The organism is Oceanimonas pelagia, from assembly GCF_030849025.1.
Taxonomy (GTDB): domain Bacteria; phylum Pseudomonadota; class Gammaproteobacteria; order Enterobacterales; family Aeromonadaceae; genus Oceanimonas; species Oceanimonas pelagia.
On record NZ_CP118224.1, the window covers coordinates 116,638 to 133,383 of the forward strand.

Sequence of the window (16,746 nt, forward strand, 5' to 3'; positions counted from 1 at the left end):
TTACAGCCTGTTTTGCCATTGGGTAGAATTTGCCCGAGGGTTTTCTTTTTGATTAACGGAGCAACATGACAACGGCGAAGCAGGGCGGCGACGACACCAACGATGTGGGCACCCGCCTCAAGGCGGTGCGCCTGATGCGCAATATTTCCCAGCGGGAGCTGGCCAAACGCACCGGCGTGACCCACTCCAGCCTGTCGCTGATTGAGCAGGGCAAGGTCAGTCCGTCGGTGAGCTCCCTGAAGAAGATTCTGGATGGCATTCCCATGACGGTGGGGGAGTTCTTTACTCTGGATCTGGAAAACACCGATCAGATCTTTTTCAGCCCCGACGAGCTGCAGGACGTGGGCAGTGGCAACCTGTCCCTGAAACTGGTGGGCTATAACCGAAAAAACCGGGCCATGTCCTTTATTGTGGAAACCTACCCTCCCGGCGTGGACACCGGCCACGACATGATGGCCTATCACGGCGAGGAAGCCGGCGTGGTGATCGAAGGGGAAATTGAAATCACCATAGGTGCCCAGCACCGGCTGCTGAAGGAAGGCGACAGCTACTACTTCTCCACCACCCAGCCTCACCGCTTTCGCAATAACAGCGATAAGCCCTGCCGCATCGTCAGCTGCTCGACGCCGGCCAAGCATTTTTGAACCTCAGCGAGGGCAGCCAGCCCTCGCCATTCTTAATTCACCTGATTCAACGCTGCTGGTTAACAGCTGACCAATCATGTGATCTATATCACACCAAATGTCCCTGAAGGGACATGTCTGCCTCTTTCCGTCCCCTTTTATGATGAAGCGTCAATGGACAGACGAGGAAGAAGCGATGGAGAAAATACTGACCCCCCGGGTGGAGAAACTGCCTGTCGGCTGGATTCGGTTGGCAATATTAACCGCTCTGTTTCTGCTGGTGGTGATGCTTGGTACGGGCAATACCGAAGGCGAGTTCGGGCTCTTTGCCCTGGTGCCGACGCTAGTGGTGCTGGGGCTGGCGCTGCTTACCCGGCGCACGCTGGAGCCACTGTTGGCGGGCGCCCTTGCCGGCTTTGCGCTGGTTGAACCGGAGCGCACACTGCACAACTTTGTGGCCAGCACCCTGGAGGTGATGCAGGGGCCCATTATGGGCTGGCTGATCCTGGTGTGCGGCCTGCTCGGCAGTCTGATTGCACTGCTGCAGTTTTCCGGTGCCACCCTGGCCTTCAGCGACAGCCTGGGCAAATACGTCAAACGTCGCTCCCATGCCCTGATGGCCAGCTGGCTGCTGGGCATTGTCATTTTTATTGATGACTACCTCAACGCCCTGACCGTCAGTACCGCCATGCGCAAGCTGTCGGACAAGCTGAAAATCTCCCGGGACATGCTGGCCTATGTGGTGGATTCCACCTCGGCGCCGGTGTGCCTGCTGATCCCGTTTTCCACCTGGGGGATTTATCTCGCTGGCCTGATTGAAGTTAACGGCCTGGTGCCTGAAGGGGAAGGGTTCAATTATTACCTGAGCCTGTTGCCCTATCTGGTGTACCCCTGGGTGGCGCTGCTGCTGGTCCCCCTGGTGGCCTTTGGCGTGATACCGCTGCTTGGCAGCATGAAACAGGCGGAGCGGGACTGCCTTGAGGGCAACAGTGAGGTTACCGAACAGGACGAGCCGGGTCATCGGCAGCCGCCGCGGCTGGTGAACTTTATGTTGCCGGTGCTGACCCTGCTGCTGGCCACCTGGTATTTCGACATCGATGCCCTGATGGGTGTGGGCTGTGCCCTGGTGGTGTCGCTGGTGCTGTACCGGCTGCAGGGGCTGGCCAGTCTGCCTCGGCTGTTTGATGAAATCATTCAGGGCATGGCCACCATGCTGCTGCCCCTTGGCATCGTGTTTACAGCCTTCGTGCTGCAGGCGGTGAACGAGAAGCTGGGGCTGGCGCCTTATCTTATCGATACCATTACCCCCTACATGAACGCCCAGTGGCTGCCGGCGCTCAGCTTTCTGGTACTGGCCGGGCTGACCTTTGCCACCGGCTCTTTCTGGGGCGTTTATGCCATCGCCTTTCCCATCATGATCCCCTTGGCTCAGGCCCTGGATGCCAACATGGCGCTGACTCTGGGGGCCGTGGTGTCGGCAGGTGCCTTTGGCAGCCATGCCTGCTTCTTTGGCGACTCCACCGTGATCTCCGCCAGAGGCTGTGGCATCAGCCCGATGCAGCATGCCCTTAGCCAGCTGCCCTATACCCTGATTGCCGCCGCCGTCACCACTGTGTTGCTGTGGCTGCTGACCTGATTTTGAACAAGGAGAGCACAATGAAACGAACCGGATTCGCCTTTCACGAACACTGCCTGTGGCACGATGCCGGCCCCTGTTCGGTATTTGACCGCCCCGGTGGCTTTGTGCAGCCCGCCGTGGCCGCCGAACACCCGGAAACCAAGCGCCGGCTGCGCAACCTGCTGGCGGTGAGCGGCCTGCTGGAGCAGCTGACTCCGGTACATGCCGAGCCGGCAACGAGGGAAGATTTGTTACGTTTTCATACCGAGCGTTATATCGATGAGCTCAGCGCCATGAGTGAGCGGGGTTTCGGTGATGCCGGCCAGTATGCGCCCTTTCGTCAGGATGCCTTTCCCATTGCCTGCCGCTCGGCGGGGCTGGCCATGGCCACGGTGGCGGCGGTGCTCAACGGCGAAGTCGATAACGGCTACTGTCTGTCGCGCCCTCCCGGCCATCATGCCGAAGCGGACAGGGGAATGGGATTTTGCCTGCTGGGTAATATACCCATCGCCATTCGGTCGGCACAGGCGCGGGGCCTGGTGCGCCGGGTGGCGGTGATCGACTGGGACGTGCACCATGGTAACGGCACTCAGCAGGCGTTTTATGAGGATGCAGAGGTGCTGACCATTTCACTGCATCACGACAACAACTATCCCATCGGCTCGGGCAGCGCGGACGAGCGAGGCCGAGGGGCCGGTTTCGGCTATAACCTCAATGTGCCGCTGCCGGCCGGATCCGGGATCGGCACCTACTTGGCGGCCATGGATCAACTGGTGATCCCGGCACTGGATCGTTTCAAGCCGGAACTGATCGTGGTGGCCTGTGGCTTTGATGCCGGCGCCATGGATCCGCTCGGCTGCATGTTGCTTAATGCCGATGCCTTTGGTCGGCTGACCGAGAAGGTGATGATCGCCGCCGACCGACTGTGCCGGGGCCGGTTGGTGATGGTGCATGAAGGAGGCTATTCGGAGGGATATGTGCCTTTTTGCGGCCACCGGGTGATCGAAACCCTGAGTCGAAGCGATATTCACGTGCCCGATCCGGCGGGAGATGATATTGCCCGCTGGGGCCAGCAGGAGTTGCAGCCTCATCAGGCGGCACTGCTCGAAAGTCTTGTGCCCTTGCTGAAGGATATTCACGCCTGATGATCCGGCCCTGAACCAGCGCAAAAACTGGTCATGGTCTTTTTTGAGTGTTACATTTTATTCACCGTTTTATTGATCGGTGAACATGGCGTTCATGCAAAAGGATATTGCACCCACTTCTCTTGAACCCCTGGCGCAGCTGCTTTCAGCCCTTGACGGCAGAGAGTTTTTGCACGAGCTTCAGGCTTGCCTGGAAAGTTACTTTGCCGGTATCGATCTGGTGTTATGCCGGTTTCACCGCCGGCGCAGCCCCGAAATACTGTTGCACAATCTGAACCACCGTCAGGAAACGAAAACCCTTACTGTGCCGGCATGTATCAGCTCGATCCATTTTACCAGCACTGGCTGAGCCACCCGACTACCGGCGTATTTCGTCTGGATGACATAGCTCCCTCGGAATTCCGGCGCAGTGAGTATTTTCTGACCTACTACACCGGACTGGGCCTGCATGACGAGCTGATGTGTTTTTTCTCATCCAACACGAATACCACCCTGGCTTTTTCCTTTGGCTTTTATCAGCCTCCGCCGCACCCTGATGGTTGCCTGCTGAGCGACAAAATGGCTTATCTGTTTCCCTTGTTGCAGGCGCTGCTGGAAAAGCATCACTGGCAGTCTGCGATCAATGACGATAGGGCGGGCTCCGAGGAGTTTATTGATGAGCGCCTGAGCGAGCGCGAGCAGCAGGTGGCACGGCTGTTTTTGCAGGGACACAGTGCCCCGGCCATTGCCGAGCTGCTGTGCATCAGTCCGGGCACGGTGAAAAATCACCGCAAGAATATTTACGGCAAGCTTGCCATCAACAGCCAGGCCGAACTGTTTCAGCTGTTTCTGCGTCAGTTGGGAGTGGAGTAAGGCAGGGGAAAACAGAAAAAGGGCGCTGCTGTAGCGCCCTTTGATGTCTGGCAAGTGTTGCCGCATTGCGGCAAATTGCGGGCGGGCGGCCCGCGCTCCAGGGCTAATCACCCCGTCCCAAACTCAATCCAGGTGGTTTTCAGCTGGCTGTATTCGGCCAGGGAGTGCAGTGACTTGTCGCGGCCGTTGCCGGACTGCTTGTAACCGCCAAAGGGCACCGTCATGTCGCCGCCGGCGTAGTTGTTGACGAACACCTGGCCCGCCTCCAGTCGCCGGGCCGTGGTCAGGGCGCGGTCGAGGTTTTGGGTCCAGACCGCCGCCGCCAGGCCGTAGGGGGAGTCGTTGGCGATGGCCACCGCTTCGTCGGCGCTGTCAAAGCCGATCACCGCCAGCACCGGGCCGAATACTTCTTCCCGCGCCAGGGCCATGTTGTTGGTGACGTTATCAAACACCGTGGGGGCAAAATACAGGCCGCCATTGATGCTTACCGGCTCGCCGCCGGTACGCAGGCGCGCCCCCTGTTTCAGCGCCGCCGCCACATGGCCGGCAATGCCGTCGAGCTGGGTGGCATCCACAATGGCGCCCATGGGGCTGGCCGGATCCAGGGGGTTGCCGGGTTGCCAGGCGGCGGCCTGGTGCACAAGGCGCTCCACCAGTTCATCTTTAATACTGTTTTCCACCAGCAGCCGGGAGCCGGCGATGCACACCTCGCCCTGGTTGTAGAAAATGGCCTGGGCCGCCTGCTGCGCCACATGCTCCAGGTTGCCGGCGTCGGCAAACACGATATTGGCGCTCTTGCCGCCGCACTCCATAAAGGTACGCTTCATATTGGACTCGCCCGCATACTGGATAAGCAGCTTGCCCACGCCGGTAGAGCCGGTAAAGGCCAGGGCGTTAACGTCCATGTGCAGCGCCAGGGCCTTGCCCACGGTATGGCCGTAGCCGGGCAGCACCTGCAGCACGCCGGCGGGCAGGCCGGCCTCATGGGCCAGGGCCGCCAGCCGCAGGGCGCTTAAGGGTGACTTTTCCGACGGCTTTAAAATCACCGTATTGCCGGCGGCCAGCGCCGGGGCGATTTTCCAGCAGGCCATCATCAGCGGAAAGTTCCAGGGCACGATGGCGGCCACCACCCCCAGCGGTTCCCGGGTGACCAGCCCCAGGCTGCTGGCGGCGGTGGGGGCGATTTCGCCATACACCTTGTCGATGGCTTCGGCGTTCCAGCGCAGGCAGCGCACCGCCGCCGGCAGATCCACATTCAGGCTGTTGGCGATGGGTTTGCCCATGTCCAGGGTTTCCAGCAGCGCCAGCTCCTCGGCGTGGCTTTCGACCCGTTCGGCAAAGCGCAGCAATACCTGTTTGCGCTCCGCCGGGGCCAGTCCGGCCCAGTGGGGCAGGGCGGTGCGCGCGTGGGCCACCGCCAGGCTGGCGTCCTGCTCGTCGCAACTGGCCACCTCGGCCAGTTGGGCGCCGGTGGCCGGGTTAAAGCTGGCAAAGCGTTCGCCGGACAGGGCGTCGCAGTAGCGGCCATTGATAAAGGCGCGGCCCTCGGGCCGCAGTCCTTCACTCAGGGCTTGCCAGTGGGCAAGGGGGTGTTGTGCCATGGTGGCCTCCTCAGTCCATGATGCCCAGCTGGCGGGCGGTGGCGTCCAGGCTTTCCCGGGCCAGACGCACCAGCTCGTCAATTTCGGCCCTGGTGATCACCAGGGGCGGCGACACCACCATGGTTTCGCCCACGGAGCGCATTACTATGCCGGTGTTAAAACAGTTGTCCCGGCAACGGCCGCCGATGCCTGGCTCAAAGCGGGCCAGGGTGGTCTTGTCGGCCACCAGCTCAAGCGCGCCCAGCAGCCCCAGGCTGCGGGTCTCGCCCACCAGCGGGTGATCCGCCAGGCTGGCCCAGCGCTCGGCAAAGTAGGGCGCGGCTTCTTCACGCACATGCTCCAGTACATTCTCTTCTTCCATCAGCTCCAGGTTGCGCAGGGCCACGGCAGCGCAGGCCGGGTGACCGGAGTAGGTAAAGCCGTGGTAGAACTCGCCGCCCTGCTCGATCAGGGTGTCGGCCACCCGGTCTCCCACCAGCACGCCGCCGATGGGCAGGTAGCCGGAAGACAGGCCCTTGGCGACGGGCATCAGATCGGGCTTGATATTGAAGTGCTGGCTGCCAAACCACTGCCCCAGCCGGCCAAAGCCGCAGATCACCTCGTCGGCGATCAGCAGAATGCCGTAGTGGTCGCAGATGCGCTGAATTTCGGGCCAGTAGCTCTCGGGCGGAATGATCACGCCGCCGGCACCCTGCACCGGCTCGGCGATAAAGGCCGCCACCCGGTTCACCCCCAGCTCCTTGATTTTCTGCTCCAGGGAGCGCGCCGCCAGCAGGCCGAACTCTTCCGGGCTCATTTCCCGGCCTTCGCCAAACCAGTAGGGTTGGGCGATGTGCTCCACGTCTGGCAGCATGGGGCCGCCCTGCTCGTGCATGGGGGCCATGCCGCCCAGGCTGGCGCCGGCCACGGTGGATCCGTGGTAGCCGTTGCGCCGGCCTATGATCACGGTTTTTTCCGGCTGGCCCTTGAGCTGCCAGTAGCGGCGCACCATGCGCACGACCGTGTCGTTGGACTCGGAGCCGGAGCCGGTAAAGAACACATGATTGATGTGCTCCGGGGCCAGCTCGGTGAGCTTTTTGGCCAGTTTGATCGCCGGCGGATGGGCGGTCTTGAAGAAGTTGTTGTAGTAGGGCAACTCGGTCATCTGGGCGGTGGCGGCCTCCACCAGCTCCTGGCGGCCATAGCCCAGGTTCACGCACCACAGGCCGGCCATGGCATCGAGAATGCGGTTGCCTTCCGAATCGTGAATATAGATGCCCTCGGCGCCGGTGATGATGCGGCTGTTGCTGCCCAGCTCCCTGGTGTCGGTAAAGGGGTGCAGGTGGTGCTGGCCGTCCTGCTGGCGCAATTCTTGAGTGTTGTACTGATGCATGATGGTGTCCTTTTTCTTCATGTGACTATCTCGGGTACAGACCATTGCCACACCAACACGCAGCAAGTACTTCCATGTATGCTCGACGATGGCATCCCTGCCATCGACGGTTGGCTTCGGCAACGGCCTATCCCCTCTTGTTTGAATGAGCCTTTTTAAGCCTTGATGGTGTCCCGGTAGTGGGCGCAGGCGGTGCCAAAGGCGGTAAAGATGGCGGCGTAGAGCGGATGTTCATCGGTGCGCCATTCCGGGTGCCACTGCACGCCCAGGGCAAAGGGCAGGGTGGGGTCGCTGATGGCTTCCACCAGGCCGTCCGGCGCCAGCGCCTCGGCCAGCAGGCCCTCGCCCAGGCGGTCGATGCCCTGCTGGTGCAGCGAGTTCACCTCGAAGTTCAGCTCGCCGGTCAGCCGGTACAGCATGCCGTCCGGGTTCAGGCTGAGGGCGTGGGCCGGTTCGTAATGAGAGTTCACCCCGCCAGTGTCCGGCTCGCGGTGATCCATCAGGCCGGGCAGCGCCTGCAGTGGCTGGCGCAGGCTGCCGCCCCAGGCCACGTTCATTTCCTGCAGACCGCGGCAAATGCCGAGCAGCGGCAGCTTGAGCCGACGGGCGGCCCGGATCAGCGACAGTGCGGATCCGTCCCGATCCGGATCCAGCCGGCAGTCGGGGTGATCCTGATCGGCGGCGTAATGACGCGGATCCACATTGCTGTAGCTGCCGGTGAGGCAGAGACCGTCGAGGCGCTCAAGGATCCCTTCATTCAGACCTTCGGCCAGGGCCGGTAGCACCACCACCTCCACGTTGGCGGAGTGGCGCAGGGCGTCCACGTACTTGTTCACCACCATATGGCAATGATGCCCTTCAATCTGTCGCTGACAGGCGGTCACGCCGATCAGAGGCTTGTGCATTATTCTTTCCATTGTGTCACCTGCTCAAACCATGTGGTTTATATATTTAACGGCCCTGTGTGCCGAATCCATAGCGGCATGGAAGCACGGCAATCACACAAAATCCAGTGAATGACGGCTTTAAAAGCGAACATTGGTTTAAATAATGTGACGAGGTTAACTCTTTTTTACAATGCGTTAACTTTTGTAGTGCTCGAGCGATTGTCTTGTGTTGTTCATTATCCTATAACAAATGGCATTCTGGATGGTTATTAAAAAACAACATGGAGGTCACCATGAGTGACAGGGGCATGCAAGAGGCCCGGGAGTTTCTGGAGCGAAACCCGGATATCAATTCCATCGATCTGATGATCGGTGACATCAACGGGGTGATCCGCGGCAAGCGCATTCCCCGGGACAGTCTGCTCAAGGCCTATGAAGAGGGGGTCTGCCTGCCGGCCTCGCTGTTTGCCCTCGACATTAACGGTAACACCATTGAGGAAACCGGCCTGGGGCTGGATCAGGGCGAGGGCGACCGGTTGTGCTTTCCGGTGCCCGGCACCCTGAGCCGGGTGCCCTGGCAGGACAGGCCCTGCGCCCAGCTGCTGATGAGCATGTATGAAAATGATCACAGCCCCTTTGTGTACGATCCCCGCCATGTGCTGCAGCGGGTGCTGGATCGTTTCTCCGATCTGGGGCTGACGCCGGTGGTGGCGGTGGAAACCGAGTTTTATGTGATCGACCGGGATCGGGACGACGAGCATCAGTTGCAGCCGCCGGTGTCGCCGGTCAGCGGCAAGCGGGATCGTCAGTGTCAGGTGTATTCGCTGTCGGATCTCGATGACTACTGCGATTTCCTTGAGAGCATTCAGCAGGCGGCCATGACTCAGAACCTGCCGGTGGACACCGCCATTGCCGAGTGCGCCCCGGGCCAGTTCGAGATCAACCTCAAGCACAGACCCGATGCCATGCAGGCCTGCGACGAGGCGGTGCTGCTCAAGCGGCTGATTAAAGGGGTGGCGGCCCGCCACAGCATGGAAGCCACCTTTATGGCCAAGCCCTACAACCAGGAGGCGGGCAGCGGCACTCATATTCATGTGAGCCTGATCGACAGCGAGGGCAATAACCGTTTCTGCAGCCGGGACGACAGCCCGCTGGGCAACGAGCTGCTGCAACAGGCGGTGGCCGGGGTGCTGGCGCTGATGCCCGAGTCCATGGTGGTGTTTGCGCCCAACGCCAACAGCTACCGCCGCTTTCAGCCCGGCTTTTACGTGCCCATGAGTCAGACCTGGGGCGCCGACAACCGCACCGTGGCGGTGCGCATTCCCGGTGGCAACCCCGCCGCCCGCCGGCTGGAACACCGCGTGGCCGGCGCCGATGCCAACCCCTATCTGCTGGTGGCCAGCATACTGGCCGGCATTCATTATGGCCTGACCCACCGGCTTGATGTTCCCGAGCCCGTCTCCGGTAACGCCTACGCCAGCCACCCGCCCAGCCTGCCCAACAGCTGGATCCAGGCGCTGGATCAGTGGCAGCAAAACGAGATCCTGCCGGAATACCTGGGCCAGGAGTTCTGCCGGGTGTATCACGCCAACCGCTACGGCGAACGGCAATTGTTTATGCGCCACGTCAGCTCTCAGGAGTATGACTGGTATCTGCGTTCGGTCTGACAGGAGAAAGTCCCATGGAAGGATGTAACATGCGCCGCTGGCTGTTGCCGCTGCTGACCCTTGTTTTACTGCTGCCCGGGCTGGCCCGGGCCGATGGCCCCACCCTTGATGCCCCGGCCCTGGTGCTGAAGGGCATTCCCTTTGAAGTAACGGTCACCGGCACCGGGCCGCTGTGGCTGGTGCAGGAAGACAACCGCCAGCCGGTGACGCTTGAGAACGGCGAAGCGACCATAGCGCTGGTGACTCAGGCCGACAGCCTGACGCTCAGCCTGCAGAGCGAGGCCGGCATGGTGCTGGCCGAAGCGGCCAGCTCGGCCATTGCCGCCTGGCTGTCGGTGGTGCCGGCGCTGCTGGCCATCGTGCTGGCGTTGGCGTTCCGGCAGGTGATACTGGCGCTGTTCGTGGCCATCTGCTGTGGCGGCTGGCTGGGTTATGGTCTGGCCGGCGACAAGCTGCTCAGCAGTGTACTCGACTCGGTGAATGTGCACGTGCTGGCCGCCGCCAGCGACGCCGAGCATATGTCGGTGGTGCTGTTCTGCCTGCTGATCGGCGGCATGGTGGGCATTATTTCCCGCAACGGCGGCACCGTGGGCATTGCCCGGCACATTACCCGCTTTGTGCGCGGCCGGCGCAGCGCCCAGACCACCACGGGGCTGCTGGGTACCGCCATTTTCTTTGACGACTACGCCAATGCGCTGATTGTCGGCAATACCATGCGCAACATTACCGACCGGCTGCGCATCTCCCGGGAAAAGCTGGCCTATCTGGTGGACTCCACCGCCGCCCCGGTATCGGCCATTTTGCTGGTGACTACCTGGATCGGTTTTCAGGTAGGGCTGATTGACGAGGCCCTCGGGCTGGTGGACGGCTTTGACGGCTCCGCTTACGGGGTGTTTATGGCCTCCATCAGCTACAGCTTTTATCCCATTCTGGCGCTGGTGTTCGTGTTTATGATCAGCCTCAGCGGCCGGGACTTTGGCCCCATGCTCAGGGCCGAGCAGCGGGCGGTTCGCCAGCAAGCAGAGGCGGACGATGAACTGACCGACCGGGAAGCCATTGCCGAGGAAGCCAGCATCGACGCCAAGCCGGGCATTCCTCACCGCGCGCTGAACGCCATTATTCCCATGACGGTGCTGGTGCTCACCACCCTTGGCGGCATCTGGTACACCGGCATGAGCGAGCTGGGCTTTCCCGCCGAGGCCGGCCTGCGCGACGTGTTTGGCAACAGCGACTCTTTTACCGCCATGATGTGGGGCTCGCTGCTCAGTACCCTGGTGGCGCTGGTGATGACCCGCATTCAGGGCCTGCTGAGCATGGACGAGGCCGCCCATTACTGGTTTGAAGGCGTGAAGTCGATGCTGCTGCCCATCACCATTCTGATGATGGCCTGGGCGCTGTCGTCGGTGAATGAGACCCTGAACACCAGCGACTACCTGGTGAGCGTGCTCAGCGACAGCCTGCAGCCGGAGCTGATTCCGGTGAGCGTGTTTGTGCTGTCGGCCTTTACCGCCTTTGCCACCGGCTCGTCCTGGGGCGTCATGGGCATTATGATGCCCCTGGTGGTGCCCCTGGCCTGGGCGGTGCTGCAGCACCATGGCCTGGCCGGCGACCCGGACGCCATGCACCTGTTCTATGCCTCGGTGGCGGCGGTGCTGGCCGGCGCGGTGTGGGGAGATCATTGTTCGCCCCTGGCCGAGACCACCCTGCTGGCCGCCATGGCCTCGGGCTGTGGCCTGGTGGAGCATGTGCGCACCCAGTTGCCCTATGCGCTGTTTGTGGGGGTAATCGCCACCCTGTTTGGTGTGGTGCCGGTGGCCTACGGCATGCCCTGGTGGCTGGGCATTATCATCTGCACCCTGGCCATGGCCGCCGGTCTGCGCCTGCTGGGCCGGCGTGCCGATGAGGGAGAAGGTGAGCCGGAGAGCACAGTGAGCGCCGAAACCGCAGCATTATAATCAGCGCCCTGTCATCACGCGCCGTAAGCCGGAAGTGCATTATTTCAACGCACTTCCGGCGTTTTTATCGTGTTAACATGGCGCTTTGTGATGACGTTTCCGGCTGCCCGGATCCGGGCGCTGTCTTTTTGTTTTCAGGAGTAAGTTCATGAAGATGCTGCGTAATGCCGTCGCTTCCCTGTTGCTGCTCGGCGCCACCGGCGCCCTGGCCCACGAATATGAACAGGGTGGATTGCATATTGAGCACCCCTGGAGTCGTCCGGTTCCGCCCATGGCGGTGAACGGCAGCGCCTATCTGGTGATCAACAACCACGGCCAGGCCGGTGATGTGCTGCTGGGGGCCAGCACGCCCCTGGCCGAGCGGGTGGAAATACATACTCATGTGATGGACGGCGACATGATGAAAATGCGCCAGCTCGACAACCTGCCGGTGCCGGCGGGGGAAGCGGTAACCCTGGCGCCGGGCGGTCATCACCTGATGCTGATGGGGCTGAAACAGGCGCCCCAGCTGGGCGAGCGTTTTCCGCTGACCCTGCAGTTTGAGCAGGCCGGTGAGGTGCAGGTGGAGATTTCGGTGGATGCCAGAGCTCCCCAGCCGGTGAAAAAGGCCAGCGATAAAGGCCATCACCACCACTAATCACAAAAGGGGCCGGCAGGCCCCTTTTGCATCACCCCAGCAGCGCCCGGTGGGCTACCTTGATGCAGCAATCTTCCACGTATTCCAGCTCGGCCTCGGCGGCGGCTTCCGCGGCGGCCTGGCTGATCACGCCTTCCTGCAACCACAGGCACAGTGCCTCGTGCTCAATGGCATCCAGGGCAATGTCGGCGGCAAACTCGCCCCTGCGGAACACATTAACCAGCTGCACCGGTTGATCCAGGTCTTCCAGACCCGAGACGCAGGTCTCCCCCAGGATCACGGCGCCGGCCAGCTGAGGATTGACCGGATATACCCGGTAACCCTGCTGCTGCAGGTATTCCATCACCTGATAGCTGGCCCGCTCGGGTCGGTTGGATGCCCCCACCAGGGCGATATTGCGAGTGTCGGAAAGAATACGTTTCAGGCGTTGCTGCTCAAGCGCATCCATGATGATTTCCTGCTGACTGAAAATGCCTTTTATACCAGTTTGCCGGCCCGGTAATCCATGATCGCCTGCTCGATTTCCGCCTGTGTGTTCATCACAAAGGGCCCGTATTGCGCCACTGGCTCATTAAGTGGCCGGCCTGCCAGCAACAGCAGCCGGCCACCGTTGGCGCCGGCCTTGAGTGCCAGGGTGTCGCCGGCACCCAGCAGGGCACTTTGCTTTTGCGGCAGTAACTGCTCACCGACACCGACTTCGCCCTCAAACGAATACAGCAGGGCGCTGAGCGCCTTTGCCAAGGGCAGGTTCAGCCGTTCGCCGGCGGCGAGGCGAATATCGGCGATCAGCGGCCGAGTATGCTCGCTGTGGATGGGGCCTTGCCAGGTGGTGCCGGCCAGGGTCAGTTTTCCTGCCAGCAGCACCAGTTCGCCGCCTTCTGCAAGGGGAATGCGGGGCAGTTGCGCGGCGGCAATGTCCTGATAGCGGGCCGGCTGCATCTTGAGCGCCGCCGGCAGGTTCAGCCAGATCTGAAAGCCCTGCATGCGACCGGCTTCCTGCTGGGGCATTTCCGAATGGATTACCCCCCGGCCGGCGGTCATCCACTGCACGTCGCCGGGGTGCAGATGGCCTTCGTTGCCCATGTGATCCCGGTGCAGCATGTGACCGTCGAGCATGTAGGTGATGGTTTCAAAGCCCCGGTGTGGATGATCGGGAAAGCCGGCCAGGTAGTCGGCGGCCTCATCCGAGGCGAAGTGATCCATCATCAGAAAGGGATCCATGCGTTGGCCGGGGTGCTGGCCGAGCACCCGGCGCAGGCGCACGCCGGCACCGTCCTGTGTGTCCAGGGCCGGGTAAGTTTCGGTAATGGTTCGTGCGCTCATAATGCGGCTCCTTACTAAAAGCGGGTGTCCCGGTCGTGGGCCTGCCACCAGTCCTGCTGCGGCCCTACGGAGATGATGCCACTCGGGTTGAGGGTGGTGTGGCTGCGAAAATAGTGATGGCGAATGTGCGCCATGTTCAGCGTGCCGGCCACGCCGGGTTGCTGGTAAAGATCGCGTAAAAAGCCATACAGGTTGGGATAATCAGAGATACGGCGGCGATCGCACTTGAAGTGGGTGTGATACACCGCATCAAAGCGGGCCAGGGTGGTCCACAGCCGAATGTCCGCCTCGGTCAGCCGGTCACCCAGCAGCCAGCGCTGGCGGCCCAGGCGCTGCTCCAGTTCGTCCAGGGTGGCAAACAGCGGCTCGATGGCCTCGTCGTAGGCGGCCTGGGCGGTGGCGAAACCGGCCTTGTATACGCCGTTGTTCACCTTGTCATAAATGACCCGGTTCAGGGCGTCGATGTCATTCCTGAGCTCGTCGGGATAGTAGTCTCCTTCGGCGGCGCCCACGGCATCAAAGGCGCTGTTGAACATGCGAATAATGTCTGCCGACTCGTTGCTGACAATGGTCTGGCGCTGCTTGTCCCACAGCAGGGGCACGGTCACCCGGCCCGAATAGCGCGGTTCGGCGCGAGTGTAAAGCTGGTGCAGGTACTGGTGGCCGTAAAGCCGATCGCCGGTGGCGCCGTCGAAGTCGGCGGCAAAGGTCCAGCCGTGCTCCTGCATTAACGGGTGCACCACCGACACCGTGACGGCATCTTCCAGCCCCTTCAGCCGGCGCAGGAGCAGGGTGCGGTGAGCCCAGGGGCAGGCCAGAGACACATAAAGATGATAGCGGCCCGGCTCGGCGGCAAAGCCGCCCTCACCGCTGGGGCCGGGGTCGCCGTTCGCGGTGAGCCAGTGTCTGAACCGGCTCTCACTGCGCTCAAATCGGCCCTCGTTCTTGTCGGTGTCGTACCAGACGTCGTGCCAGACGCCGTCGATCAGCTTGCCCATGGAATGCTCCTGTCACAATAACCACATGAGTCATTATGGCGGGGTGATTTCGAGCATATAGCGGGAATATTCGAGCCGGCTGTTCAAAAAATATGAATGGGAGTTATTCGGAGCACGGACGATATGCCAGTGCTCCAACATTAATGGCAGGGGTTACTATCAGTAAAACTGACGTAACCACTGCGCCAGCTGGCCGGCCGGCAGGGCGCCGGACTGGCGGGCGATTTCCTTTCCGTCCTTAAAGGCGATCAGGGTGGGAATGGAGCGAATGCCAAAACGTGCTGCCGCCTGCTGATGTGCCTCGGTATTGAGCTTGGCCAGCCGCAGCCGGCCGGCGAGCTCGCCGGCGGCGGCCTCAAACACCGGCGCCATCATCTTGCAGGGGCCGCACCAGGGCGCCCAGAAGTCGATGACGAGCGGCAGGCTTTCGTTGGCAAGCAGCCGGTCAAGCCGGGAGCCGTCCAGCTCCAGGGCCGTGGCGGGGGTCAGTGCCGCCTTGCATTTGCCGCATTTGGGGCCCTGTTGCAGGCGCTCGGTTGGCACCCGGTTACGGGCCTGACAGGCCGGGCACACAAGGTAATGTTCGCTCATCACTGCATCCAGTCGGCCAGTTCATAGGTCAGGGTGTGTTGCTCGCCCTTCAGCTCCAGCTGCTTGCCGTCGTGGCTGACTACGGCGCCCCTGGTGAGGGTGTTGAGCACGGCGGTTTCCACTTTCTGGGCGTCCGGCGCACAGGCCATTTGAGTGCTTGCCAGGGGCTCGGCCCTGAGTACGCCCCGCTCCAGGCTGGCCTTGCCAAAGAAGCGGTTACAGCCCGCCTGGCCGTTGATGGAGAAGTGCTCGCCAATTTCCAGCTCCGACTGAATATCGGCATTCACGGCCACGCCGTCGACGGCGGCCAGCTTCCAGTGGTGATGCTGCAGATCCGATTCAACCACTTTCAGGCCGCCGCTGCAGGCGGTGAGCAGCAGGGCGGTGGTGGCGGCAAGGGCGAGTTTCATTGAGTGCTCCTTAGTTGATCTTGTTATCGCAGGGCCGGCCATCGGCCAGGCATTGCAGGTTGTCGAGGGTGACCTGAGCGATGGCGGACAGAGCTTCATTCGTTAAAAAGGCCTGGTGACCGGTGAGAATGACGTTGGGGTAGGCTGAAAGCAAGTGAAAGGTATCGTCCTGAATGATCTCGCAGGACTTGTCTTCAAAGAACAGGTGCTCTTCCTCTTCGTATACATCCAGCCCTAGGTGGCCGATTTTACCACTGTTGATGGCCTCAATCGCGTCCCGTGCGTTGAGCAGGCCGCCCCGGCTGGTGTTGATGATCATCACCCCGTCCTTCATTTGCGCAAAGCTGTGCCGGTTGAGCAGGTGATGATTGTCGGGAGTGAGCGGGCAGTGCAGGCTGATCACGTCCGACTCGGCAAACAGCCGCGCCAGTGGCACGTATTGGGCACCCAGCGCCAGCACGGCCTCATCCTGCACCGGGTCGTGCACCAGCAGGGTCATGCCCAGGCCCTTGAGAATGCGCAGGGTGGCCAGGCCGATTTTGCCGGCGCCGATAATGCCGGCGGTTTTGCCGTGCATATTGAAGCCGACCATGCCATTGAGGGAGAAATTGGCGTCCCGGGTGCGTTGATAGGCCTTGTGAATATGGCGGTTGAGGGTGAGCATCAGGCCCACCGTGTGCTCGGCCACCGCCTCGGGGGAGTAGGCGGGCACCCGCACCACCGCCACACCGGCCGCGGCGGCGGCCTGCAAGTCAACATTGTTGTAGCCGGCGCAGCGCAGGGCAATGCATTTGACGCCGCCCTTGGCCAGGGTACGGATCACGCCCGCATCCAGGTGATCGTTAACGAACACGCACACGGCGTCAAACCCCCGCCCCAGCACCGCGGTGTCGGCGTTCAGGCCGGCGTCGAGCCAGGTAATGTCAAAGCCGTGATGGCGGTTTTGTGCAACAAAGGGCGCCTGCATATAGGGACGAGCGCTGAAAAAGGCGATTTTCATGAAAGGGGCGGCTCCGTTTGCCGGTGGGGTTGTAAGGAGTATTGGGCCTGCTGGCGGGCTTTTTCAA

The 16,746-nt window shown here is 61.7% G+C and carries 17 protein-coding genes; 8 read left to right on the plus strand and 9 right to left on the minus strand.

Annotation, left to right across the window (positions count from 1 at the left end; all coding sequences use genetic code 11):
* Positions 1-65 precede the first annotated feature (65 nt).
* The 5 genes from PU634_RS00545 to PU634_RS00565 all read left to right on the plus strand — a co-directional run bounded on the left by PU634_RS00545 (position 66) and on the right by PU634_RS00565 (position 4,238).
* On the plus strand, positions 66-644 hold the full coding sequence (locus tag PU634_RS00545; RefSeq protein ID WP_306762143.1) for a cupin domain-containing protein: 579 nt from the start codon (positions 66-68) through the stop codon (positions 642-644).
* A gap of 175 nt (positions 645-819) precedes the next feature.
* Positions 820-2,259 (plus strand): Na+/H+ antiporter NhaC family protein, encoded by a 1,440-nt coding sequence (locus PU634_RS00550; protein WP_306762144.1) that lies wholly within the window; start codon positions 820-822, stop codon positions 2,257-2,259.
* Positions 2,260-2,279: 20 nt separating this feature from the next.
* Positions 2,280-3,386: a histone deacetylase-like amidohydrolase gene (locus PU634_RS00555; protein WP_306762145.1), complete on the plus strand. Its 1,107-nt coding sequence runs from the start codon at positions 2,280-2,282 to the stop codon at positions 3,384-3,386.
* Positions 3,387-3,471: 85 nt separating this feature from the next.
* Positions 3,472-3,735: a hypothetical protein gene (locus PU634_RS00560; protein WP_306762146.1), complete on the plus strand. Its 264-nt coding sequence runs from the start codon at positions 3,472-3,474 to the stop codon at positions 3,733-3,735.
* Positions 3,699-4,238, plus strand: a complete 540-nt coding sequence (locus PU634_RS00565; RefSeq protein WP_306762147.1) for a response regulator transcription factor — start codon at positions 3,699-3,701, stop codon at positions 4,236-4,238. The genes PU634_RS00560 and PU634_RS00565 overlap by 37 nt, the downstream gene beginning before the upstream one ends.
* A 107-nt stretch (positions 4,239-4,345) precedes the next feature.
* Here PU634_RS00565 and PU634_RS00570 read toward each other — a convergent pair whose 3' ends face one another.
* The 3 genes from PU634_RS00570 to PU634_RS00580 all read right to left on the minus strand — a co-directional run bounded on the left by PU634_RS00570 (position 4,346) and on the right by PU634_RS00580 (position 8,116).
* On the minus strand, positions 4,346-5,839 hold the full coding sequence (locus PU634_RS00570; protein WP_306762148.1) for an aldehyde dehydrogenase: 1,494 nt from the start codon (positions 5,837-5,839) through the stop codon (positions 4,346-4,348).
* A gap of 10 nt (positions 5,840-5,849) precedes the next feature.
* Complete coding sequence (locus PU634_RS00575) at positions 5,850-7,211, minus strand: aspartate aminotransferase family protein (protein WP_306762149.1); 1,362 nt, start codon at positions 7,209-7,211, stop codon at positions 5,850-5,852.
* Between the two features lie 155 nt (positions 7,212-7,366).
* On the minus strand, positions 7,367-8,116 hold the full coding sequence (locus PU634_RS00580; protein ID WP_306762150.1) for a gamma-glutamyl-gamma-aminobutyrate hydrolase family protein: 750 nt from the start codon (positions 8,114-8,116) through the stop codon (positions 7,367-7,369).
* Between the two features lie 275 nt (positions 8,117-8,391).
* Here PU634_RS00580 and PU634_RS00585 point away from each other — a divergent pair, with 275 nt between their 5' ends.
* The 3 genes from PU634_RS00585 (at position 8,392) to PU634_RS00595 (ending at position 12,357) form a co-directional block, all read left to right on the plus strand.
* Complete coding sequence (locus PU634_RS00585) at positions 8,392-9,765, plus strand: glutamine synthetase family protein (protein ID WP_306762151.1); 1,374 nt, start codon at positions 8,392-8,394, stop codon at positions 9,763-9,765.
* A 14-nt stretch (positions 9,766-9,779) separates the two neighbouring features.
* Positions 9,780-11,720 carry a Na+/H+ antiporter NhaC family protein gene (locus PU634_RS00590; protein ID WP_306762152.1) on the plus strand — a complete coding sequence of 647 codons (1,941 nt, stop codon included), beginning with the start codon at positions 9,780-9,782 and terminating at the stop codon, positions 11,718-11,720.
* Between the two features lie 148 nt (positions 11,721-11,868).
* The gene (locus PU634_RS00595) at positions 11,869-12,357 is read left to right on the plus strand and encodes a copper chaperone PCu(A)C (RefSeq protein WP_306762153.1); all 489 of its coding nucleotides are present in this window, start codon (positions 11,869-11,871) and stop codon (positions 12,355-12,357) included.
* A 31-nt stretch (positions 12,358-12,388) separates the two neighbouring features.
* On the opposite strand, the gene PU634_RS00600 is transcribed toward PU634_RS00595, so the two are convergent.
* The 6 genes from PU634_RS00600 to PU634_RS00625 form a co-directional block, all read right to left on the minus strand.
* A complete protein-coding gene (locus PU634_RS00600; protein ID WP_306762154.1) occupies positions 12,389-12,805 on the minus strand; it encodes a CoA-binding protein in 417 nt (138 codons plus the stop codon).
* A gap of 29 nt (positions 12,806-12,834) precedes the next feature.
* Entirely contained in the window at positions 12,835-13,680 is an 846-nt protein-coding gene (locus tag PU634_RS00605; protein WP_306762155.1) for a pirin family protein, read from the minus strand.
* A gap of 14 nt (positions 13,681-13,694) precedes the next feature.
* Complete coding sequence (locus tag PU634_RS00610) at positions 13,695-14,678, minus strand: glutathione S-transferase family protein (protein ID WP_306762156.1); 984 nt, start codon at positions 14,676-14,678, stop codon at positions 13,695-13,697.
* Positions 14,679-14,837: 159 nt separating this feature from the next.
* On the minus strand, positions 14,838-15,269 hold the full coding sequence (gene trxC / locus PU634_RS00615; protein WP_442604701.1) for a thioredoxin TrxC: 432 nt from the start codon (positions 15,267-15,269) through the stop codon (positions 14,838-14,840).
* Positions 15,269-15,679: an META domain-containing protein gene (locus PU634_RS00620; protein WP_306762158.1), complete on the minus strand. Its 411-nt coding sequence runs from the start codon at positions 15,677-15,679 to the stop codon at positions 15,269-15,271. Before PU634_RS00620 ends, trxC begins: the two co-directional genes overlap by 1 nt.
* A 10-nt stretch (positions 15,680-15,689) precedes the next feature.
* Positions 15,690-16,679 carry a 2-hydroxyacid dehydrogenase gene (locus tag PU634_RS00625; RefSeq protein WP_306762159.1) on the minus strand — a complete coding sequence of 330 codons (990 nt, stop codon included), beginning with the start codon at positions 16,677-16,679 and terminating at the stop codon, positions 15,690-15,692.
* Positions 16,680-16,746: the final 67 nt, after the last annotated feature.